The 24374-nt window shown below is 43.8% G+C and carries 16 protein-coding genes; 10 read left to right on the forward strand and 6 right to left on the reverse strand.

The genetic code is table 11. The features are described from left to right. The first annotated feature begins 46 nt into the window (after positions 1 to 46). The 3 genes from ACM64D_RS16610 to ACM64D_RS16620 all read left to right on the forward strand — a co-directional run bounded on the left by ACM64D_RS16610 (position 47) and on the right by ACM64D_RS16620 (position 7946). Positions 47 to 5923, forward strand: a complete 5877-nt coding sequence (locus tag ACM64D_RS16610) for an Ig-like domain-containing protein (RefSeq protein ID WP_415064362.1) — start codon at positions 47 to 49, stop codon at positions 5921 to 5923. 85 nt (positions 5924 to 6008) lie between these two features. Then, the gene (locus ACM64D_RS16615; protein ID WP_415064363.1) at positions 6009 to 6782 is read left to right on the forward strand and encodes an exodeoxyribonuclease III; all 774 of its coding nucleotides are present in this window, start codon (positions 6009 to 6011) and stop codon (positions 6780 to 6782) included. Between the two features lie 51 nt (positions 6783 to 6833). After that, on the forward strand, positions 6834 to 7946 hold the full coding sequence (locus ACM64D_RS16620; RefSeq protein ID WP_415064364.1) for a calcium:proton antiporter: 1113 nt from the start codon (positions 6834 to 6836) through the stop codon (positions 7944 to 7946). On the opposite strand, the gene ACM64D_RS16625 is transcribed toward ACM64D_RS16620, so the two are convergent. The 5 genes from ACM64D_RS16625 to ACM64D_RS16645 all read right to left on the reverse strand — a co-directional run bounded on the left by ACM64D_RS16625 (position 7919) and on the right by ACM64D_RS16645 (position 12432). Next, positions 7919 to 9043 carry an NADH:flavin oxidoreductase/NADH oxidase gene (locus tag ACM64D_RS16625; RefSeq protein WP_415064365.1) on the reverse strand — a complete coding sequence of 375 codons (1125 nt, stop codon included), beginning with the start codon at positions 9041 to 9043 and terminating at the stop codon, positions 7919 to 7921. The two genes, ACM64D_RS16620 and ACM64D_RS16625, sit on opposite strands and share 28 nt — an antisense overlap. 12 nt (positions 9044 to 9055) lie before the next feature. After that, entirely contained in the window at positions 9056 to 10000 is a 945-nt protein-coding gene (locus tag ACM64D_RS16630) for a pseudouridine-5'-phosphate glycosidase (RefSeq protein ID WP_415064366.1), read from the reverse strand. Next, the gene (locus tag ACM64D_RS16635; protein WP_415064367.1) at positions 9969 to 10466 is read right to left on the reverse strand and encodes an FBP domain-containing protein; all 498 of its coding nucleotides are present in this window, start codon (positions 10464 to 10466) and stop codon (positions 9969 to 9971) included. The genes ACM64D_RS16630 and ACM64D_RS16635 overlap by 32 nt, the downstream gene beginning before the upstream one ends. A gap of 161 nt (positions 10467 to 10627) precedes the next feature. After that, positions 10628 to 10822, reverse strand: a complete 195-nt coding sequence (locus ACM64D_RS16640; protein WP_415064368.1) for a hypothetical protein — start codon at positions 10820 to 10822, stop codon at positions 10628 to 10630. 155 nt (positions 10823 to 10977) lie between these two features. After that, entirely contained in the window at positions 10978 to 12432 is a 1455-nt protein-coding gene (locus ACM64D_RS16645) for an ELWxxDGT repeat protein (RefSeq protein ID WP_415064369.1), read from the reverse strand. Between the two features lie 209 nt (positions 12433 to 12641). On the opposite strand from ACM64D_RS16645, the gene ACM64D_RS16650 reads away from it, so the two are divergent. Continuing rightward, positions 12642 to 14375: a histidine kinase N-terminal 7TM domain-containing protein gene (locus ACM64D_RS16650; protein ID WP_415064370.1), complete on the forward strand. Its 1734-nt coding sequence runs from the start codon at positions 12642 to 12644 to the stop codon at positions 14373 to 14375. Here ACM64D_RS16650 and ACM64D_RS16655 read toward each other — a convergent pair. Next, positions 14331 to 15002, reverse strand: a complete 672-nt coding sequence (locus ACM64D_RS16655; RefSeq protein ID WP_415064371.1) for a response regulator — start codon at positions 15000 to 15002, stop codon at positions 14331 to 14333. The two genes, ACM64D_RS16650 and ACM64D_RS16655, sit on opposite strands and share 45 nt — an antisense overlap. 1125 nt (positions 15003 to 16127) lie before the next feature. Here ACM64D_RS16655 and ACM64D_RS16660 point away from each other — a divergent pair. The 6 genes from ACM64D_RS16660 to ACM64D_RS16685 all read left to right on the forward strand — a co-directional run bounded on the left by ACM64D_RS16660 (position 16128) and on the right by ACM64D_RS16685 (position 24370). Next, a complete protein-coding gene (locus tag ACM64D_RS16660) occupies positions 16128 to 16925 on the forward strand; it encodes a hypothetical protein (protein ID WP_415064372.1) in 798 nt (265 codons plus the stop codon). A gap of 4 nt (positions 16926 to 16929) precedes the next feature. Continuing rightward, a complete protein-coding gene (locus ACM64D_RS16665) occupies positions 16930 to 18372 on the forward strand; it encodes an Eco57I restriction-modification methylase domain-containing protein (protein ID WP_415064373.1) in 1443 nt (480 codons plus the stop codon). Positions 18373 to 18375: 3 nt separating this feature from the next. Beyond that, complete coding sequence (locus ACM64D_RS16670) at positions 18376 to 20832, forward strand: DEAD/DEAH box helicase family protein (RefSeq protein WP_415064374.1); 2457 nt, start codon at positions 18376 to 18378, stop codon at positions 20830 to 20832. A gap of 32 nt (positions 20833 to 20864) precedes the next feature. Continuing rightward, positions 20865 to 21080 (forward strand): hypothetical protein, encoded by a 216-nt coding sequence (locus ACM64D_RS16675; RefSeq protein WP_415064375.1) that lies wholly within the window; start codon positions 20865 to 20867, stop codon positions 21078 to 21080. 591 nt (positions 21081 to 21671) lie between these two features. After that, positions 21672 to 22541 carry a GIY-YIG nuclease family protein gene (locus ACM64D_RS16680; protein ID WP_415064376.1) on the forward strand — a complete coding sequence of 290 codons (870 nt, stop codon included), beginning with the start codon at positions 21672 to 21674 and terminating at the stop codon, positions 22539 to 22541. A gap of 14 nt (positions 22542 to 22555) precedes the next feature. Beyond that, the gene (locus tag ACM64D_RS16685; protein ID WP_415064377.1) at positions 22556 to 24370 is read left to right on the forward strand and encodes an ATP-dependent nuclease; all 1815 of its coding nucleotides are present in this window, start codon (positions 22556 to 22558) and stop codon (positions 24368 to 24370) included. Positions 24371 to 24374 lie beyond the last annotated feature (4 nt).

Raw genomic sequence — 24374 nt, forward strand, 5'->3', positions numbered from 1 at the left:
AGTCTCTGAATTATCTCGAAGAAACTCCGAAAGGATATATATGGATATGGCAGAACGTACCTCAAAGACCCTCATCATTGCGATCTCTTTTACTGCATACGTCCTCTTGGGGACAGGTTGCAGCTTCTCTGCCTCCATTCTCGAAAGTCTTTCCAAGCAGAACGACAAAGTTGTGCTTTCGCCTGAAGAAATCGCTCCAATAAACAACAGCAATCAAGGTTCTTTTCCAATCTCTGGCGAGTGTCCCGTCGGCGCCACCTCTATCACTTTAGGAACTCCTCTTGATTTGACGTTGAATTGTCAGGACGGTCATTTTTCTGAGACTCTGGATCTAACCTCCTTTCCTGAAGGAACTACCTCCGTCATCGTCACACCGAACACAGGCTTTCCGACTCAGTGGGAGTTCAATAAAGACACCGTAGCCCCCACCTTCAACGTCAGTTCCTATCCGATTTACATTAATCTAGAAAATCAAAATGCTTTCATCATCAGCGGCACTTGCTCGGAACAAGATCAATATATTCAGATTCAAATTCAATCCATCCAATCTCAAGCACGCTGCGATCAAGGCACTTTCTCCAGCAACGTCAACCTTTCCTCTCTGGCGGAAGGCAGTTTTAGCGGGAACCTGAGTCTCCAGGATGCCGCAGGAAATACCGTGACTTATAATATTCCCCTCATCACGAAAGATATCACGCCCCCAGGAGCCGTCACGGTCTCTGATCTCCCCGGAAATCCCTCGCCGCTTTACTTGCTGGAGCTTACAGTTCAAAGCAGTGGAGCGACCGAGTATCAGTATCTCATAGGCCCCAGTTCCTCCACGGACTGCACTCAGAAAGCCTCTTACAAACCCAAGCAAAATATCTCAATGCCTATTAGCGAAAACATCAGCGCGCTGGCAGATGGTTCTTACAAGATTTGCGTATGGACTTTAGATGTGGCTGGTAACTATCAAAACTCTCAAGATGTGTTTTCATATACGTGGGTCAAGGATAGCACCCTTGCTCTTGGCATTCTCAGTGCCTATTCTCCGGCGGGAAGTCCCAGCAAGAACACCGCAGATCGCACTTTGACTGTTTCGGGAGTTAATATTGTCAGCTACAAAGCCGTGAACGTGAAAGACATAGCTTGCTCCAGCGCGGACTTTTCATCAGCAGCAGAAATTCCCGTCGCGACTCCATGGATTCTTGAGGTTCAGTCCGGTGACGGGGTCTATCGCGCTTGTGTTCTTGGAAAGAACTCTCTGGGTAACTGGCAACCCGCCTCAAGCCCCAGCTCTTCCGCATCCTTAACCATTGATACCACAGCGCCAACGCTGACCCTGTCCTCAACGGCAACCGATCCCACACCACTTTCCAGCTTTACGGTCACCGCAAGTTTCTCTGAAGATGTGACCGGATTTTCGTTAAGTGATTTAACACCCACCAACGGAACACTCAGCGCTCTGACGGGTGGTCCTCGCAACTATAATTTCATCTTCACACCCTCTGGCGATGGCCCGACCAGCGTTTCATTTGGCAGTTCTTCGGTGCAAGACTTGGCGGGAAACACCAATACAACCACAAGCTCCTTCTCAAGAGTCTATGATGGTACAGCTCCCACGGTCAGTCTCTCCTCCTCTGCGCCCTTAAATACACCAACCTCTCCCATTTCATTTACCGTCACTTTTTCTGAACCTGTCTCCGGATTTGCGACCACCGACTTGACCGTCAGCAATGGGACTGTAACACAGTTTTCTGGAGGACCTGCCGTCTATGCCGTTGAAGTCACGCCGCTCTTACAGGGAGCTGTTTCTTTGGATGTCGGAGCTAATAAGGCCCACGACTCTGCCGGGAATGGGAATACGATGGCGGCGGCCAGCGTTTCACGCACCTTCGACAGTGTTGCTCCGTCCGTGACTCTTTCGTCGACATCTCCCACTTACGTCACGGGCCCATTCACGGTACAGGCTGTCTTCAACGAGAACATTACGAACTTTGCTGCCTCGGATATAACATTGATTAATGCCAGTGTTAGCGCCTTTTCAGGGGGCCCGACTCATTACTCATTCACCGTCACCCCTCAGGGGCAAGGACAAGTCGAAATCAGTATTCCCTCGTCCGTCGCTCAGGATGGTGCAGGTAATGACAACAACGCCTCGTCAGTATTGATTCGCCAAAGTGACAGCGTCGCGCCCTCTGTTTCACTGAGTACGACCTCTTCAAATCCCACCAACTCGGGATTTTCCGTGACAGCTACTTTCTCTGAAAGTGTGAGTGGATTTGTCGCGTCTGATGTAGGTGTTGTAAATGGAGTTCTCTCTAATTTTTCTGGTGGTCCCTCGATTTACAACTTTGATATCACTCCCTCCACCGATGGAACTGTCACCATCTCAGTGAACGCCGGTGTTGCCAAAGACGGCGCCGGACTTGATAACATCGCGGCCACAAATCTTGTAATAACTTATGACAGCACCATGCCAAGTGTGACTCTCACATCGGCAGACCCCGATCCCGCCGCGGGACCCTTTTCCGTCACTGCGACGTTCTCTGAAGATGTGGTGAACTTCGATGCCTCAGATATTCTGACACCCAAGGCGACCATTTCAAATTTTTCAGGCGGACCTCAGGTCTATACTTTTGACGTGACACCCCTGGGGGACGGAGTGATCTCGGTGGTTATTCCACCAGGGGCGACAACGGACTTGACGGGAAGTCCGAATCTCTTGGGCAGCATCAGTCGTACTGTCGACACAAGCGCACCGACGACAATCATTGCATCGCCAACTTTAGAGACCACCACTTTAGATCCTATTCCTTTTGGTGTGGTTTTTTCCGAAGACGTCGTGAACTTCGCTGAAAGTAAATTGCAAGTGACCAACGGAACCATCACAAATTTTTCCGGCACTGGCAGCAGCTATCGCTTCGAGGTGACCCCCACGGCAACCGGCCTCGTTGCTGTGTCCGTTGCGGCGGGGGCTGCCGCAGATCCCTTGGGAAATCCTTCTTCTGCCGCCTCATTAACTCGTAACTACAATCCGCTTTCACTCACTGCCACTTTAGCTTCATCGACCACTCAGATTTTTTCTTCAGGAACGATGCAAGTCACGGTTAACTTCAATCAAAACTCCACTTTAACTGCGGGAGATCTTAAGATCACAAACGCCACTCTTTCCCAAATCACAGGGACTGGATCAAACTATACGGTCGAGGTCACGCCAACAGCTCAGGGCTTGGTCGAAGTTCAACTTCTCAGTGTGGAAGATCATCCACGTATCTCTCGTCTTTATGACTCTCAACCCCCGACAGCGCCCACGGGAGTTGCCGTCGATGACACAAATGCCACTCTTTTTGAAACTCCTCACATCACCTGGAGTGGGGACGCGGATGATGGGGCTGAGGGTTCTGGCGTCGATCACTATGAAGCGGCCATCTATAGCCGCTTCGATGAACTTGCCAAAAATGCGACAACAATCACCAAGGGCCAATCGTTTTCTATCAATTTGCGCAGTCAGGAAGACTACTATGCGGTGGTCAGAGCGGTCGATAAGGCTGGCAACGTCAGCGCCTGGTCCACCCCCACAGATCTTTGGACGATCAATCGCCGAATTATTGTCGCGGGCGGAAGACGATTCTGTTTCATTCAAATAAATGGTCAGTTGAAGTGCTGGGGGGATAACACAATCGGCGAACTGGGATTGGGAGATACTAATAACCGAGGTGATGCCGCCGGAGAAATGGATGCTCTTCCTGATATCAATCTGGGCACGGGAAGAAGTGTGAAAAAAGTGGCTCTCCACGCCAGCGCCACGTGCGCAATTCTGGATAATGATGAACTTAAGTGCTGGGGGATGCGCAGCCTCGGCATCGGCGTTGCCAGCAATGTTGTCATTGGTGATGCACTCTCTGAAATGGGTAACGCACTTCCTGCTGTGAATTTAGGAGTCGGAAGAAAGCCCATTCAGCTGGTTATGGGCTATAGTGCCTGCGCCCTTCTTGATGATGGAAGCGTGAAGTGTTGGGGAGATAACTCAAAAGGACAGCTCGGAATTGGCTCAACGTCTTACCAAGCAGAACCTCAACCTCATCTCGGTTTTGGTTCCGACTTTATAGTAAGAAAGATGGTTTCTTCCGATTCTCCCGCCACTGTTTGTGCTCTGTCCACAAGCGGCACCGTGAAATGTTGGGGCGAAGGCACCTATGGGGCCCTCGGAAGTGGCAACACCACCTCACTTGGAACATCGAGCGCACAAATGGGCACAAATCTTCCTTATCTACAGTTCGGAACGAGCCGAACCGTGAAAGACCTCTTTGCCAGCGATGGTAGCTTTTGTGCGGTACTGAACAACGATACTTTAAAGTGCTGGGGACGAAATAATGGCGGAGTTCTTGGCGTGGGCGACACCAGTGACCGTGGAGACAACGCCAATGAAATGGGCGACAATCTGCAACCAGCTCTTCTGGGTACAGGGGCTATTCCTTATATCTCAATACCCAACTCCACCGCACAAACAAACTGCGTAATGATGGCGGATGGTAAAGCGAAGTGCTTTGGTTTTATGGGAACGAACTTAGGCTACGGCAATAATACTCAACGATATCTCACAGCAAACTTGGGTGACAATCTCCCCTTTTTAGATTTTGGATCCAGTCGCAAAGCGGTTGATCTGGTTGGTGTTGGCACCGCCACCTGCGCGACTCTCGAAGATAAAACCTATATTTGCTGGGGGGCAAGCCTCAAAGGACAACTTGGACAAGGAAACACCGCAACTATCGGAGACAACGAAGCCATTACAACTTACGTAGCTCCCGCTTTCTTCTACAACCTAAAAATGATCGTCACTCCACAAAATGAAAAGGTGACGATCAACACCACTAAGATCTTCCAGGGCTCTGGCGGCTTTGCCCCTTACACTTATGCGCTGATTTCTGGAATTGGCAGCATCAATGCAACGACAGGAGAATATTCCGCACCAGGAACAACGGGCACGGCAACCATCCAAGCAACAGATAGCAAAGGCAATACAGCCACCACCACTGTCTACGTGACTGACTGTATTGCGGGTTCAATGACTTATACCTACACCGGAACAATGCAAACTTTCACTATGCCTGCGGGTTGTACCAAAGCGACAATCAAAGCTTGGGGCGGAGGCGGGGCTGGGAGCTCACAATTTAATTCTTACGGAAGTTACGGTGGCGGCGGTGGCTTTGCACAAGGGACCTTGAATGTGACCTCCGGCGAACAACTTTACGTCTTTGTCGGCGGAAGCGGCGTGGTTAATGGAGCTGGCGGATACAACGGCGGTGCGGGCGCCGGTCCGACAATGAGTGATCCCTACAACGGCACAAATCCCAAAGCCGGTAGCGGCGGCGGTGCCAGTGATGTGCGTCGAGGCGGAATGACATTGAGTGATCGCATTCTTGTCGCTGGTGGCGGCGGGGGTGCGGGCTCATGTTATCTCATGTATAACAATACTTGCACAGGAGGCGCAGGCGGCGGCTTCAGTGGCGTCAACGGATCTATGCACAATGGAACTGTCTATATCAATTTAGGTTTTATTTCGGGACCTGGAACAATCAGCGGTTATGGAGGCCGAGGTGGAACAGCCTCTGCTGGAGGCGCAGGAGGCGTTTGCACAGCGTGTTCGGGCAACTCTGGAAGTGCGGGATCCTTTGGTCAAGGCGGGGCACCGTATTCAGGAGTCTCAGTCATTCCAGGTGGCGGTGGTGGCGGCGGCTACTATGGCGGCGGCGGTGGCGCCGGTTGGTCTGGCGGTGGTGGAGGATCTTCCTATGTCGGTGGTCTCACCAACTCCACAACAAGTGCGGGCTCTGGATCTAGCGCGGGGAATAGTGCTGATGTCGATGCAAATGGCGCAGGCTCTGGGGGTACATTAAACATGCAAGGCACCGCCGGTCGAGTTGTCATCTCTTACGAATAAGACTTCAAATTTCACCTGCAAATGAGGGTCAAGATCAAGAACTCGATCTTGACCTTTATCCGACGAACAACCATATTCTAAAACCATGAAATTAGTCTCATGGAATGTGAATGGTCTGCGTTCTGTACATCGAAAAAACTTTCGCGAATGGTTCGAGAAAGAAAAAGCCGACATTGTCTGTTTGCAGGAAATAAAAATAAACGATGAGGTCCTGCAAAAGGATGAGAATTTCTATCATCCCGCTCGTTATCATTCTGCCTGGGCTTTTGCCGAAAAGGCCGGATATTCTGGCTTAGCACTGTATTCTCGCAAAGAACCTGACGATGTTCGCGTGGGCCTCGGCATTCGTAAATTTGATTGCGAGGGACGATGGCTGGAAGCCGATTTCGGGCCTTTGACGTTGGTGAATAGTTATTTCCCGAACAGCCAAAGAGATCATGCTCGCCTCCCCTTCAAACTTGAGTTTTGTATTGCAGCAGAAAAACGCTTGGAGTCTTTGCGCAAGAAGGGCCGCGAGGTCATCATCTGTGGAGATTTCAATATTGCTCACAAAGAAATTGACCTGCGCAATCCAAAAACAAACGTGAACAATGCGGGCTTTTTACCTGAAGAACGCGCATGGATGACAAAGTTCCTTGAAAAGCTCGAGTGGGTTGACAGCTTTCGCCAGTTCGAATCAGGACCCGATCATTACACTTGGTGGAGCTATCGCCCCGGAGTTCGCGAGAAGAATATTGGTTGGCGTCTTGATTATTTTTTGGTGAACAAAGAGGCTTCAGATCGCTTAAAAGCAGCGACTCACCACCCCCATGTCATGGGTTCTGATCACTGCCCCGTGCAAATCACTCTCAAAAAATAAAAAATCCTAAAAAACATTCCATTTTCAAGATCCTGCCGATAAACTCCGGCCATGATTTTGACTACAAAAGAATTTTTAAAAAAAGGCTTTGAACCCAAACATCTTATCTCCATACTTTGCTTGCTTGTCCTCTTGGTGAGTAAGCCTTTTTTTGAAACAAACTTTTTGATATCCATTCTGGCGACGGTCTTTTTAGGCGTTTCTGTAATGACCTCCGTCCACCATGCAGAAATTATTGCTCATAAGATTGGCGAAGGACTTGGGACGCTGGTTCTCGCTTTGAGTGTGACCATTATTGAGGTGGGATTGATCGTCTCGCTGATGGGCCAAGTCACCGATGGTGCCAATGTTCTGGCCCGCGATACGGTCTTCGCAGCGGTCATGATCATCACGAATGGTATGGTGGCTTTGTGTTTGATCCTGGGAGGTCTCAAATACAAAGAGCAGGAGTTTCAAGTACAAGGCTCGAAAAGTCTTCTTGTTGTTTTAGTCACGTTGGCCATTCTTGTTTTTGTTCTTCCCAATTACACCTCAACCACGGCGGGGCCGACCTACAATCCTCTTCAACTTGGCTTTATTGGGATTATTTGCATTCTGCTTTATTTGCTTTTCATTTTCTTACAAACCACAACCCACAAAGCCTATTTCGAACCGACAATGGAAAAAGACGTGATTTCCGAAACCCCGATTGTGGAGCATGAAATCTCAAAGGTCGATGCGTGGCTCAGTTTTATTTCTTTGTGCGTGAGTCTTATCGCCGTGATCGGTTTGGCAAAACTGATTTCACCCATTATTGAATCAGGAATTGCCTACATCGGCGCCCCCAAGTCGACTGTGGGACTTATTATTGCCGCCATCGTCTTAGCACCGGAAACATGGGCCGCCGCCAACGCGTCCCGAGCCAATCGCCTGCAAACCAGTCTGAATCTGGCTCTGGGCTCGGGAATTGCCAGTATTGCACTCACAATTCCGGTGGTTATTGCCTATTCGATGTTCGAGGGGAAAGAACTGGTTTTGGGATTAGATCCCAAAAATATGGTCTTCCTCACCATGACATTTTTTGTGGGAGCCATCACCTTGGGAACAGGAAAGTCCACACTGCTCCAAGGAGCAGTTCATGGAGTGATTCTTTTAACTTACTTTGTGATGTCTTTTGTTCCGTGATCGCCGTGCAAAAGTTTTGAAAGTCCCTGGGGCGGACTGCGCAAGAACTGTGGGGGACACAAAACAGTCGCGCCCAACTTCGCAGCCGCATGCCATGGCCATCGAGGATTATATAAAATAGCTCGCGCAATCGCGATAGCGTCGGCTTGTCCCCGATGAAGAATTTCTTCTGCCTGCTCGGGTTCCGAAATAAGACCCACTGCGATTGTTGGAATTTCTGCTTCTTTTTTAATTCGCTCAGCAAAGCCGACTTGATAGTTGGCTGCAACGGGAATCTGCTGATGTGGATCAAGCCCCCCGGAACTCACGTGAATCGCAACACACCCTAGCTCTTTCAAATGACGACTGAAGATGATGGCCTCTTCCACATTCCAGCCGCCCTCAACCCAATCTGTCGCAGAGATACGAACCCACACCGGGATCTGGGTCGGCACAGCTTTGCGAACGGCCGCAAAGACCTCTAAAGGAAAACGCATTCTGTTTTCCAAACTTCCACCATATTGATCCGTTCGTTGGTTTGAAATTGGAGAAAGAAATTGATGCAACAAATAGCCATGAGCTGCATGCACCTCAATACCATGAAAGCCAATACGAACAGCTCTTTCAGCGGCGTCCGCAAAAGCGCCTTTCAGCCTCTCAAGGTCTGAGGTGGCAAGCTCTTGCGGAACCGTATCCTCTGGATAAAACGGCAAAGCGGACGGTCCCACTGTTTGCCAGCCATTTTCATTCGTCGCGGGAATTTGTTTGCCGCTATACCACGGTTTATCCGAGGAGGCCTTGCGACCGGCGTGAGCAATTTGAACTGCGAGCGGCATAGAGGAATATTTTTTCACCTCTTTCACGACATCTTTAAGAGCCATCTCACAGGCGTCATTATAAAGTCCAAGGTCTCCCCAACTGATACGTCCCTCCGGCGTGACAGCCGTTGCTTCAACAATAAGAAGCCCCGCCCCTGAATGTGATAATTGCCCTAAGTGCATCACATGCCACGAAGAGGCCTGCCCCTCATGGGCCGAGTACTGGCACATCGGCGCAATCACAATGCGGTTCTTCAGTTCAAGATTTCCTAATTTCCATTTTTCAAAAAGCTTTGCCATAAAATCTGTTTTCTATTTCTTTCGATTGGCTGCATACGCAACGGCAATTTCTGCCGCCACTTTGGCATTGTTTAAAACCAGTTGAATGTTTGTTTCTAGACTCTTGCCAGAGGTTAACTCTTTCACTTTGCCAAGTAAGAACGGAGTTGAGTCCTTCCCTTTAATGCCTTTGTGATTCATTTCGCGAAGAGCATTGTGAATCACATCTTCCATCTCTTTAAAATCAAGAGAGTACGGCAAAGGCACTGGATTGGCGATCACGACTCCACCCCTTAATCCCAGCTCCCATTTCACATTCAGAATTTCTGCCATTTGTTCACAAGTATCAATCTTGGCATCCACCTTGAACCCACTTTCGCGGGTGTAAAAAGCCGGCAGCTCCGAGGTCTGATAGCCTACAACAGGAACCCCTTTTGTTTCCAAATACTCAAGCGTCAAACCGATATCTAAAATGGATTTTGCTCCTGCACAGATCACGGCGACACTTGTTTGCGCCAACTCTTCCAGATCGGCAGAGATATCCATCGTCGTCTCGGCCCCACGATGTACGCCACCAATACCACCTGTAGCAAAAATGCGAATTCCGGCAAGTTCGGCAATGATCATGGTGCTGGCAACGGTGGTTGCGCCGTCTTTTTTTTGAGCCACAATGACGGGAATATCGCGACGGCTGACCTTGGCAATCTGAGGGCCCTTTTTTGCAAAGCTCTCAATTTCATTCCGATTTAAGCCCGCGCGAAGGACGCCATCAATAATGGCGATCGTTGCGGGAATCGCACCATGCTCTCGAACCTTGTTTTCCACGGCCAAGGCCATTTCAAAATTCTGGGGATAGGGCATACCGTGAGAAATAATCGTGGACTCCAAAGCCACGACCGGCAATCCGGCCTTCACCGCCCTTTCGACTTCTTCGCTCAATTGAACTTTATTCGGGCCGGTAGTTGCTGATGTTTTCAAATAACTTCTCCATTCGATAATAGAGATCGGCAATGTATTTTTCAGGATCTTTTCCAGAAAGCATGCAGGTCTCTTCAATCTTTTCGATACATCGTAGATCCTGACAGATCATATAGGAATAGCTCACATGCGAACTCATCACCACCGACAATAAACCAATTTCTTCGGAGGTGCCGTAGGCATGACACCAACTGCACAATCCGCCTGTGGGTTCACGACTGGGGGGTGTTCTCTTAAACACAACTCCACGTGGCAGGTCCCAGCTCGGCACCTTAAAGACAAGGTAGGTGTAAACTCCGGAGGGCTCTTTCCAGGTAAAATAAGACTGAATGTTCAGAGGAAAACGGAGCTTTTCGGGCAGGATCAGCTTTTTTTGATCCTTGGAACGAAACGCCGCGATCAGTTCTTTTTCTGAAGCGATCGAAAAGACGTTTTCTTTTCTAAAATTATTCGACTGAGATAACACGAAATATCCCCCATTCGGCAACGCCTCTCCGATTAGATCATATTCTTAGGCGCCGGGGATAATAAAAAGTATGAGTGAAACTCGAAACGCAGTCAGGGCACCTTAAGACGCTTTAGATATACTTTTTCTAACATGGTAACTTATCCCCACATATCGACAGATCAATGTTCTCCGTCGGCCTCCATCATCTTCTTTAAAACAATCGCCATTGTTTCAGAATCGACTTTGGCTTGCTTCATCAGCGATTTCGCTCGATCAAAATCATCGGAATCAATCGCCTCGAAAAAGGCATCGACCTTGCCAATTTCAGCCAGCTTTTCAAGAACAAGTGTGCCTTCGAAATCACTTTCTTCCATGTGAATACCTCTAGACGAACTAAATCTAGGATTTAGTTTAGGTGGATGCCATCTAGTATTCAAGACTTGATGTGAGGATGAGCTTTTTTAGAACTGCGTAAACCCTGCATAAAGAATCAGGCAGGGTTTACGCCAATGAATGCTATTGTACTGTTTTAATCAGAATATCCATCCAGAAATGGGAAGCTGGAATCACTGCCTGGATTTATATCTTTAAAGATGTTGGTGCCATTTGACGTTCCATCAGTAGACCAAAGTTCATTCCCGTTGGTCCCATCATTTGCTGCAAAATACAACTTTTCACCAAGCTTATAGAAATTGGAGATATCTGCATGATAGGTAGAGGGATAAATGTCTTTCAAAATCTTCGTGCCCGAGTCAGTTCCATCAGTCACCCAAGGCTCGCATCCATATGTGACGTCACAAGCCTCGAATAGAATCAGACCACCGAGACTCTGTGGCCGCATTGCATTCATTGACCAAGAGGCATTGATGGGAGTGATGTTACCCAGAGTTCCATCCGTCAAATATAATTTGTAACTATTATTTGAAGCTCGTGCTGAAAAAATCACTTTATTCGTGGTTCCCATCTTCATGAACCATCCAATATCTGTATCCAAACCAGGATTAACTTCGGCAATTCTGAACGTTCCGGCCTCGGTGCCATCTGAAACGAAGGGCTGGTAATGTCCATTCGCATCAAGTGCCTGGAAGTAAATCTTTCCATCAATAACCGTCATCCGAGAAGGCCCACCAGAGCCATCACCTGGAACAATATCCTTTAAAATAGTTGTTCCCGCCTCAGTACCATCAGAAACCCAAAGTTCCACGCCCTCGGCACTTGTCGCGTTGAAAACAATTCGATCCCCAAGTTTAACTAGATTTTCGGGGCTTCCATGCCCTTGCCCTGGCGATAAATCTTTCAGTATGTGGGTTCCCGCTGCTGTTCCGTCCGTGACAAAAAGCTCAACTCCGGTGTCTCCGTGAAGCGCGCTAAAATACGCCTTCCCACCCATGACAACAAAATTTGAAGGCTGTGAAGATTGGCCCAATCCGGGGTTAATATCCTTCACCAAAAGCGTGCCAGCAACTGTTCCGTCAGAAATATAGAGCTCGCCCTGAATGGAGTCAGCATAGTCAGCAGGATTGTCCCAGGCTACAAACAAAACTTTCGTTCCAAATGGAATAATCTTTTCGACCGAAAGATCATTCAAAGTGTTCTGGAATGTCAGTTGTTGCGTTCCCTCACTAGTTCCGTCTGTCACCCAAAGTCTTGTCTTCCCTGAATTATCAGGATCACGCGCTGTGAAAAAATATTTTCCATTAACATAGGTAAAATTATAAGCGCCTATGAAGTTAGATGCGGGAGCCTTCAGTTCAACGGGAGCTGAAGATCCATCCATCTTCCAAAGGCCACAGCTATCGTAAGCCCCGGGGCAGGCGTCAAAAACCAGATAAGTTGCAGGCGCCTCCCCCTCCGTCTCTTTGGAAGGAGAGCCGATGCTGGAACCGCCGCCCGAAGACGACGTACAGGCTGTTTGCACTAATGCCAGAGATAAGAGGGATACACCAAAAAGATTCTTAAATACATTTATTGATCTGTCGATCACAAGCACTCCTTAGACACATTCAAAAGAAAGGTTCTTCTGCAATGATTAGAGCAATTAATATGAAATTATCCGTCCTCCTAAAGGGGGACATCTGTGTAAAACATCAAAGAACTAGGCTAGACCAATGTATGGGAATTACGTCTGATGTTTCAGAAGTGGAAAAAATTAAACTTGTTGAGTTCAAAAAGGAACAATGAAAAGTTAACTGAATGAGTCTTTCCACCTTGCTGGTATTACTAAATGTTTTGATATTTATTTTTGGCGTCGGGATAACAGCCTATGTTTATCCCTATCGATCTATCCCATCATCAAAGTGGATAATTCTCTTTTCAGTGGCATTAAGTCTTATTTCATTCAGTGTTTTGAATATCTATACTAATCACGATCCGGAATCGTCTAAAGTCTTCGTTCGCCTTCGCTTTGTCGGCTTGAGCTTGCTCGCACCAATTTGGTTTCTATTCTTGCATTCGGTTTTTCCCATGTGGAGAACCTTTAGGCACAAGTGGCTGAAATGGATCGTCTTTATTGTGCCCGTGATCACGATCCTAATCATCCTATCAGATCACTACTCAAGACTACTGATTGAGGAATTTACGCCCATTAAAATTTATGGCGTAAATGCGCTTCGCTATAAATCAGGTCCCTGGTTTATGGTGCATTATGCATGGTCCATTGGCCTTATGCTATTGTCATTTCTTCTGAGCATACAAGCATATCTAAGCTCAAAATCAAGCCTTCAGAAAAAGCAGTTAATAGCATTGAATTTTGGATCGTTGATTGCTGTTCTCATCGATTTTTACTGTGTAACTACTTCTTCCAATCTGCGTTGGCTTATGTTGTCCAGTGGGACCTTTATTCTCAGTCAAATTGGCGTCATATATGCCATTATCAACAATAAGCTTCTGAATCTATCTTCGATTGCTCTGGGAAGAATATTTGAAAGTATTGCGGACCCAATCTTAGTACTTGATGAAAATCAAAATATTTTAAAAACAAATAGATCTTGCAGAAAGCTTCTGACTTCAGATTTGGATTTTGCCAACAGGAACATTAAGGACGTCATACCCTCTTTGGATCTTGTGCCCGGCGAAAAAAGATTTTTTGATCGACTTGGGGACGAACGATTCTTTGAGCTATCAATTGAAAATTTAGAACAAAATGCACAGATCCTTTTCTTGAGGGAAATTACTGATCACAAAAGATTAAATTATCTGCTGCAACAGCAAAGCGAGTTCAAAACGAAACTTTTGGCTTTCATCTCTCATGACTTATCAGGTCACCTTGAAAGTCAACTTCTTGCCACTCATACGCTTTCTGGCGAGCACAGCCTGGGTGAGATGTCTTTTAGAAAAAATTTGGATCTTCTTAAGGCGGCCACTCATAGTTCGCAAGAATTTATTCAGACAGTTTTTAGCTGGCTCAATGGGCAGAATAATAAATTCACGGCACAATTTAAGCCTTTTGAGTGGAATACACTCATCGACGAAACAATCGAAAAGCTAAAGCCAGAATTCGAATCAAAGGACATCGCTGTCACATTTAAGAGATCAGGTGCGCATCTGATTGGGGAAGGTGATACGACGATGATCGAATCTATCGTAAAAAATATACTTCGTAATGCGATCAAGGCAACGCCCATCAAAAAAAGTATCACAATCACATTGGAAAAATCGGGTGAAAGTTTTGCTGAGATAGCCATTCAGGATGAAGGTTCCGGACTAACGGAAGAACAGATACAGCAACTGTTAGCGAAGAATTTGGATGGCTTACCTTTCTTTAGGTCCGATGGCATGAAGGGCTATGGCGTGGGAATAGGTATGTGTATCATCAATCACTTCATTGAGTTACACCACGGAATCTTTAATATCTCTTCCGTGCCGGGGGCGGGGTCTAACTTTTCAATTAGAATGCCTCTTCAAAAACCAAGCAATGAATTCAGCTGAGTTCTGACAGCCACTTTTGTTAAAAAGACGCTCACGATACGTTTTGATGGTAGAAAGAGTACACTGAAGACGGTCTGCGATTTGCTGACTTGTAAAGCCCTTGGTGACAAGTACAGCAACATCATATTCTCTTTTTGAAAGATTTTGTCCCTGCTGATTCTTCAATAACTTTTCTATCAACGGATCAATATAAACATAATTTGATGCCAAAGGATTTCTATTTCCAGCATCTGCATTGGGTTTGCCGTTGAATATCCAATTTAAAACCTTCTGCAGCTTTTCTATCGTTTCGCTTTTTTTGAGCACGGCGTGGGCGCCCGACTTTACTGCCTGATTCAGAATATCGACATCATTTGAGGCTGTTAAAATAACAACTTTGATGCTCGGGTATTCTGCAAGAATGAATTTGACGGCATCGAGACCCGAGACGTCCGGCAGGCCTAAATCGATAATAATTAAATCCGGCTTCTTTTCTTTACATAAGATCCGCAGCTCTGCAAACGAAGTAGAACTTTGGACGTTCACCGCCACAAAAAAGTTCCTTAAAATAGAATCCAATCCAATCAGATGCGTGATGTGATCATCACAGAGATAGATAGTTGTTGCTTCGCCAAATTGAGTTTGCACTTAGGTATACTGAATACACCGTTAAGGTGTGTCAATTTATTTACAAGTTTGTCGTGCTACGGAGTAGGGAGCCCTCAGCTCTTGCTCCCCTCTCGCAACCTCGGAGGTCTCATGGTCGACTTGGCAATTTGCCCCCAGGTTTTCAATCTTAGACCCGCATTTTTCATCAATAGAACAAAAAACACTGCAATAGTTGCGAAATGAAATCCTATCAAAAAATCCTGCCGGCCAAATATATCTAAGTAGGCCACCAGCTGTGAGATGGCTACAGTAAGAAATAGATATTTACCCCACCTTTTCTGTTTCCAAAGTCCAATGGCTCCACGATGTCTACAACTGCGAGGCCATTCATCTGAGAACTCTCAGCTACAGTCATAAATAATAGGTATTTTCTTTTACGAACGTATGTCTTAGTGAGCTTTACGAATCTGCTGAAGAGCTTTTATGGCAGTCTGACCATCTCCAACAAACCCTTGCATGGTGACTGTGGCGAAGAACCTAAGGTCCCATTCAAACGCCACCTTTTGTACCTGACTCACGATAAATTTACGTTTGCGAGATTTACAGCATACGCAACTACCCAGGCGGCAACATTGGCGTTCGGGCCAACAAAAGATCCTAAGTGCGGCGTTTTCTGTATTCTTATTATATAAATCATGGGCATGAAGGGGGTGCACTAGGCACCTCCCTTAAGTTTGGCTATCGAATAAGCTTCTAACCATTCAGCGAGCCCCAAGCTCGTTTTGAGTGAGTCCAACCGTACTCACATTCATACATGGTAATTCTAAAACGACTGACCTTAAGGTTTCTATGGGTTTTAGATTGATCTAATTGGAGCATTATGGATCGTTCTTGTTAAGCTAGACCTTGCCTTACTAAGATTCAAAGGTCTCCAATAAAGTCATAGACTATCACTAAACCAAAGGCTCACTGGTCTGTAACGACAAGACACCTTACTCAAAGCTCCACAAAAAATGCGGACATTTACGGGGAAATAAAAACCTACTGACACGGACCGAGGATTAGATTTTTCTTTAAGTGCCAATATTATAAACAAACACTATTAATTTATTTATAAACAACACCGACCTACTCATCGCAGCATATTAAATATAGAGGGTACCAATGAGTAGCATCCTAGACCTAGAAAAACTATTCCATCGATCAAAAGAACGAATTAAAGACCTTGGTGAAGTTTTTACTCCCGAATTATATGTGGAAGAAATGTTAAACCTACTCGCAAAAGATAAGCGAGACTTATGGTCAGACGAGGAAATTTCTTTTTTTGAACCATGCTCAGGCCACGGCAATATCGTCCTACCAATTTACAAAAGACGACTTGAAGGCATTTATAAAAAAGCAATGGCCCGTGGAATAAAAAACAGCGAAGCCACATTCTATGCCGTTGCGAATGCTCTTAATACACTTTGGGCGATTGATATTGATCCTAAGAATATTGAAAACTGCCGATCCCGTGTATTGTCTGCGACTTTAGATTTTCTAAAAACAAAATTAGAAATTAAAAGCGATGCCATTTTATTTTCAAAGAAGCGAGATTTCTTTGCCCATGTTCTATCGGCGATCAAGTGGCACATTGATGAAAATGAAACCTTATCCGCATTAAGTAATCCAGAAAATGCCAAGGCTAGTGCCAACCTCACAAAAGCAGGAGCCAAGTGGTTTTCACAAAATGGCCATCATCCGATGGATTTTGATTTGTCTTGGGTGAACTTTTACGAATCCTGCGAAGCCTCCAAAACCATTCCCCTAGAATATGAGAGATCAGTTCGATTTATTGATTCCGTTATTTCAGGAAAATTAAGAGGCTTTGACGATTATGAATTTGCTAAAGCCGTTATTGAAATCACTAAACCACAAGACACAGCTCGCAAGCCAAGCAGGTCGCTATCCGTAGGGGCCTAGTTGAATGAGTGCTTTAGTGATCAAACCCACAACCCATGTCGTTGATGTTCTCGGTAATGTGATTGGCCGAGATCAGCCTATTTTACGAATGGAAAAAGCCCTAGAAATGGTGGCCCTACTCGGTGAGGAAGTATTCGCCGATGAAAATGTGGTGTTCTTTGATCCGTTTTGTAAAGCGGGCGAGCTACTGCTTGCCTGTGCTTTTCATAGTTGTTGGGCCAAATCAAAATCTAAAGTTTTAGATGTGGATATGGTGATGAAAGAAATTTACCAGTCCAATCGTTATTTTGGTCTTGCTCCCGATGAAAGGCATCACCGTCTCAGCATCCGTACTTTTTTAGGCAATGAAAATTCACACAAAGAAGAATTTAATCACATCATCCGTGACGGGCATTACTTGTCCGAGGAGGATGGTACATTAGACGAGCAAAAATTTGAAAGGGAGTTCAATTCTATGATCGAATACATTAATTCAAAGGAAAAAGATAAAAAAATCATCGCCGTAGGAAATCCGCCCTACTCCGAAGAGGATGGCGGGCACGGCAGAAGTTCAAATCAAATTTATCCATATTTTACCGAACACTTAATGGATGACCCAAGAATTTCTGACTTTGTATTAGTTATACCTGCAAAGTGGTTCTCAGCTGGGAAAAATACAAAGCATTTTAGGAAAAGAGTAATAGAAAGCTTTCAATTTAAAACAATCAGATATTTCCAAAAGTCAGAAGAGGTATTTCCAACAGTGCAGGTAAAAGGAGGCATCTGTTACTTAAACTGGTCAGAAGAACATAATGGTTCTCCCTTATTTATTGATGGCAATCAAATCAAGGAGTTTGATCTATCAAAGCATAATATCATTAGTGACGATCCCGAATCAGATGCTATTGTTTCAAAAATATTTAAGAAGTGTAATCAATCAATAGCAGACATAGCTTGGTCTCGTAAACCATTTGGACTACCAACAAACTATTTTAAAGCAAATGATTCATTGGAAAAAAATGATGACGATGCGATTCCTTGTTTTAGTCAAGGCAGAAAACTATATTATGCCAATAGAAATCACATTACAAAAAACAGAGATAAAACTGAATGGTACAAGGTAGTAGTCCCCAAGGCTTACGGAAAAGGGATGAGAAGATGTACCATCCCAGCAGAACATATTTTTATTATACAAAAGGGATATATCACGACTGAAACCTATAATGTGGTTGGTTGTTTCAAAACAAAAACGGAAGCCGAGAGTTTTCAAACCTATTTACAGACTGATTTTTCTCGTTATTTATTGGGCCTTAGAAAGCTGACTCAAGATATACCAAAAGATCGCTGGAATTGGGTTCCATTGGTTGATTTAGATACCGAGTGGACAGACAAGAAACTCGCTAAACATTTTGGTCTTACTGAAAAAGAACAGGAACATATTAAAAAGAAAGTTCAGGAATGGTCATAAGGCATGGAACAGCTAGAACTCTATGCCTACACTACCGAGGAATATAAAAAGAACGGCTGGGTAAAAGTAGGCCATACAAAAGTTGGTGAAGATAGGATTTGGAACCAGTTTGGAACATCCAATCCTGAAAACCCCGATTATCAAATGATCGGGATACTTCCTAATGGGGTTCGTGATCACCATATCCATGCTCAACTTATAAAAAATGGCTGTAAGAAAATTGAAAATGTCCCCGGCCAAGAATGGTTCCAAGTCACCAATAAAAATGATCCCTTTAAAGATGTTCGCCGTGCTTACAATGAAATCGTAAACGGTAGCTCCCGTACCGAGTATTATAAGCTCCGCAAAGAACAAGCTGGGGCTATTGAAAAAGCGAGTAAATGGTTTAATAAAGAATATCCCGCTGAGGTAATTGGCTCTGCTACTCACCCGCACCGATTTCTTATCAACGCAAAGATGAGGTTTGGTAAATGCTTTACCAGTATTCGCTTGGCAAAAAAAATCAATGCTCGCAATACATTGATCGTGACCTACAAGCCCGATGTTATCGGCGAATGGATCGATACAGTTAATGAGCAGGTTGACTTTGATGGATGGACAGGAATTAGAGCCAAAGAAAAAATCGACCGCCCCAACGATCCATGTTTAAAAAGTAATGGGGATTTCCCAAAATCCACGGGCCCAATTGTTTTATGTGTTTCCTTACAAGATCTGTGGATTGATAAGGATGGAAATACAAAAGAACGACTCAGGAAAATACCAGAAATTGCGTGGGACTTAGTTATCTTTGATGAAGTTCATTACGGCAGCAGAACCAAACGAGCTAAAAGTATTCTAGAACAAATTAAATTTACTCATCGTCTAGATTTATCAGGGACACCATTTCGCCTAATTGAACAAGACGATTTTTCGTCTCAACAAGTTTATACATATAGCTATTTAGACGAACAAAAAAATAAAAAGGAAGAGATAGAGTCTGATCCCCAAAATCAAGCAGAAAAAATCTATCGATTAATGCCTGATCTCAACATATCAGCCATTGAAATCACTGACGAGGATATCGCCGAACAACGGGAAACTTTTAAAACTGATGATATTGACTTTTCACTCAATAGACTTTTTGAAACCAATGAGGAAAATAAGTTTGTCTATGAGGATGCCGTTGATCACTTTATCGAGGGTTTGCATAAAGAAGGCCACGATGCTCGCTCAATTAGTGTCTATGGAAAGCTTGCAGCCCAATTAGGGTGCCCCGCTAAAAGACATACTGTATGGTGGATGAATCGGGTTGATTCTATTTCGGCCCTTATCGAGAAACTTGAAAAGCACCCTCACTTCTCTAAATTCAAACTTATTAATGCATCAGGATCCGATAAAAAACAAGACGATGATGATCACACTATTGCAAGAGAAAAAACATCATTACAAAAAGCCATCAATGACTCCAATGAAGATCCTAATAAATTGGGAACGATAACATTTACTTGTGGTCGTTTTCTAACGGGGGTCACAATTAGGGAATGGGACAGTATTTTAATTTTAAACGATATAAAATCCGCCGAGAGTTATTACCAAGCGATTTTCCGTGTGCAGTCGGCTTGGGTAGATGAGAAATCAAAAACACCATTCAAACCAAAGGCATGGGTGTTTGATTTCGCGATCACTCGTTGTCTACAGGTAACTTATGACTGTGCAAGTAATATCGCTGATCAAATTGATCAACATGAGAGTTATGAACAACTGACTGATATTAATAAGGATAACCTAGAAATCGTGACCGAAGGCCTATGCGATGCCTTGGATATTAAGCGCTTTTATGAAGGTAGTTTGGCTAGCACCCCTACAACTGCTAAGGACATTTTTGAAGTTCTTAACCACGGAGGCTCCCGCATTGCCCTTGCCCGCAGGATTACATCCAATGTTTTAGTTAACTTTGGAAAACTAAAACTATTAGAGGAAAATCCACAGCTTTTGGCAATACTTATGAAAGTTAAGGGCTATCGCAGTGGAGAATTCACTGCAACCATTGAAGATCTTGTTCAAATTGGTCGAGATGCCAGTGATCTAGAGCAAGTTAAATCTGATCCAAATCTATCTCCTGAAGAAAAATCCAAAATCATAGAGGACTTTACTGAAAAGGATAAAGATAAAGATAGGCAAACAAAAAAGAAATGGTATGCAACTCAAATCAAACGACTAGCTATTTGCATGGCAGATTTTATCTATATGACCTACCAGAGAGAGTACAATATCGACGATGTCATACAGACAAAGTCCCCGCACTTCTTTGAAGTGATGACAGGAATCTCAAAGGATGATTTTACAGAGCTTTGCAATAAAGGATTTATGAATAGGTTTGCACTAAATCGTATCGTTCGAGAGTTTAGAGATCAGGAAAGCACCTCGCTAAATCCTGAACAATATATTCTAGAGAACTTAAAAAAAGTCGTTTCTGAATAAGCTAATTTAGTCCAAGGTGGCAGGAAAGCACTATGGTAAGATCAAAAAATTCAATAAAAGCTAAATTAAAAGCAAAGTTTGAAAAGTTCAAAAAACTGATTGAAAGAAAACTAGGTAAAATGAATTGGAAGAAACTCAGTACAACATCAATATCCATAATTATTATCGTCGCTTCGACGGGCATCCTAGGTGTCGAAGCTCAGATTTTAGCCAAGGCAATCGTAGATATAATAACTACAATAGCATAATTACAGTTGAACTTGATCGTTGTAGTTAGCGAACTCGCCAACCACAGCACTCAACTACAGATGTAGCTATTTAGCGTGATTTTGAATTACAACGGACAGTTTTGACCTTTGTGCGACTTTTGCTTAAGTTATTGCTATTATTTGACTTCCCCCGGATTGGGGACTTTACCTGAAATGGCGCTTTAAATTGGTGGAGGTAGAGATTTCTAGTTCGAATGGTGGGAATTGTTAGGAAATACTAGGATTTACCAGGAAGACCATTCATCAAGAACTACAAATCACTACGAACCACCTATATTATCCCCTGAATCGCTCTAAGTATGCTACTCGGCCGTCTGATTTGCTGGGTCATGTAGATCTAAGCAATCAGCAATTCCCCGAATATCAATTCCTGCCTTGCGAATATAAATCTGCATTGTCTTCATGTCAGACCATCCACACTAAAGAAGCATCAAAGATACCAACAGCTCATTTCTGATATATTTAATAAAGTTTTTTATAATTATTCCGACATATATATCGGGCTTTTAAGCGGTTACGAGGCAAAAAAGCTTCTGCAGAATAAATTTAAAATCTATTTAGGGAATAAACATGGCTCGTAAATCGCTGAAAATCTTTGTCACCGGTGATTCGCCCCGTTCATTGAAAAAGATTACGTTATTCAATTGGTCCGGCTTTGCTTTTTTGGGTACCAGAAATCATAAAAAACAAATTGAACAACGACAGGAGCTAACTGGTACCGGAGTCTATTTTCTTTTCTCTGATCCAGTGGACGGAATAGTCCAAATGTATATTGGAGAAACTGATAATTTCTCTAAGCGAATCAAAGATCATATACTAGCAACCGACAAAGAATGGTGGTCACACTTTATTGCATTCCAGGCCAACGATAACCTGAACAAGGCGCACGTTCGATTTTTAGAGAAGTACTTCTGGGAAGTTGCATCGAAGTCTCCGGAGATCGAAGTAAAAAATAGTGCACCTGCAAGTGGTGCCAATCTATCGGAAGAAGATCAAGCTGATCTGGAAATTTTCAAAGAAAACATTTTATATATTCTTGAAGCACTCAATCTCGGGTATTTCCAAACTAATGAGATATCAGAATCTCAACTAGCTGAGAGCCATATCTACGCCACAAATACTTTGGCTAACCAGGATCAAAGCGCTTATATGGTAAAAGTTGAAAATACCTATATTCTAAAAGCTGGATCACATATTTGCCTACGGGCCAAAGACAGCTTTCAAAATGCACATGGCTCGTACTTTCAAAAATGGAAAGAGATTGTTGAGTCTTCCGACGTAAAAAAAGTTAATGCCGATCTTGGAGTTTTACAAAGGGACTTGGAGTTCACCTCTCCCTCAGTTTGCGGAGCAATAGTTAAGGCGCGAGCGACGAACGGCTTAACTGCTTGGAGAAATGAAACAACCGGAAAAACTCTCAAAGAAGAACTTGCTGAGTAAACAAGAGGTAAAATTTGAAAATTTCTAGAATTGAAATAAAACGTTTTCGATCGATTCAAGACATAACCTTTGATATTGATCAGAGTTATAATTTAATCTCATTTTGTGGAGAAAATAACGCTGGCAAAACAAATATTTTAAGATCGATAAGCTTATTCTTTCACCCCAATTTATTTGACAATGAAAACGACGTACCAATTCACAAACAAGCTTCCGCTGGTGGAAAAGTATTCCCTGAAATTGCAATTACATTTATATCTAAAGATAAAAAAATACGTATTACACGAATATTCGAATACTCCACAGTTATTCTCGAAGGTGAAGAAACGGACTTGGTCACCAGCAAACCTAAACAACTTGATCAAGAAGTCTGCGAAAAAATTCTTTCAAAATATGTTTGTAAATTTATAGAAGTGATTAATCTTTCAATTCCGGATTTAATAGAGGAGCTCATTCAAGAAGTTTACGATATTGAATATGAGAAGTCCCGATTCAAAGGAGCAAAGCAAAAGCTGAAAGAGGCCTTTGAGGACTATCATGCCGGCGTGCTGGAAATTTTGAAAGAGCTAGCTACGGACATCACTCCTGACTTTGAAAAATTTAACTCAGACTGGGGTGTGGATTTTTCAATATCTACTGATGTTAAAAAGTTCCGAGATCTAATTTCAGATGACGTTGAGTTCTTTGTAAAAGATAAATCCAATAAGGTAATTGGCTCCAAAGGTTCAGGTCTTCAGCGCTTAGCCTTCATTCTTCTGCAATCGAGAATTGTAAGTAAGCTGAAGCAAGGTAAGATTCCTCTACTGATCATAGATGAACCCGAAACCTTTCTGCATCCTGCCCTCCAAAAACAACTTAAAGAGCATCTCCTCAATCTCGGGCAATCTGGAATTCAAATATTTCTGACAACTCACTCACCGGCATTTATCGATTCATACCTACTTAGAAATCAATTCCTAATTGGTATCCAGATTGAAGAAAATATCTGGTTCAACAGGGTTAAAAAATATGTAAATAAAGTTAGCACATACTCAATTGATCTCGAATCAATAGATGGTACCCAAAAAATTAAGAGACAACTTGGCCTCGAGGCAGCAACGGTTTCCCCGCTCGAAAAATTCAATATGATCGTAGAAGGAGAAGCTGATCAAAGATACTTAAAACAACTTCTTTCCTATTTTGAACTGGCGCACCCAAATATAGTCCCTGCGCACGGTGTAGCAAACATCGAAAAACTGCTCGATCTTTATAAAGGATTTTATAAAACACAGACTGATACACCAGCAGTTCTTATCATGCTAGACAACGATCTGGCAGGCCGTGAAATATTTCATAAAATTTCCAAAAACATCGAAAAATATAAACCGCTTGTAGTGAGGGTTATATTCTGTCCAAATTATTTGGGCGAAACACCCGACCTTACAAATCTTCAAAAATCTAAGGAGAACCATGAAATCGAAGACCTCCTGTATCCAGAAATTTTTGTAAACCTTGTTAACATGTTACTTAAAAAAGCTAACTACAATGAAATTGTAGCCGCACAAATATTTGATAAAATTGCAAAGCCCGCATTTAAAGCCAAAGGAATCCTAGCACTTGTGGAAGATGAAAAAAATGAATCAAATCCACTTACGGGTCAGAATATCACATTTTCCAGCAGCTCCCATGAATCAGAAAAAATGAAAACCAGTATTTCTAAACTATTTAATTTTGAGGGCGACAGAAAATTCATCAAGTTGATCAGCGAGAATGATCGAAAATACCCGGAGGTAAGACTATTCCTAAACCAAATCGCTGAAATGGATTTGCATTTTTTCAAAAACGATTGATTAT

Origin of the sequence: Bdellovibrio sp. (assembly GCF_047637665.1) — a bacterium.
Taxonomy (GTDB): domain Bacteria; phylum Bdellovibrionota; class Bdellovibrionia; order Bdellovibrionales; family Bdellovibrionaceae; genus Bdellovibrio.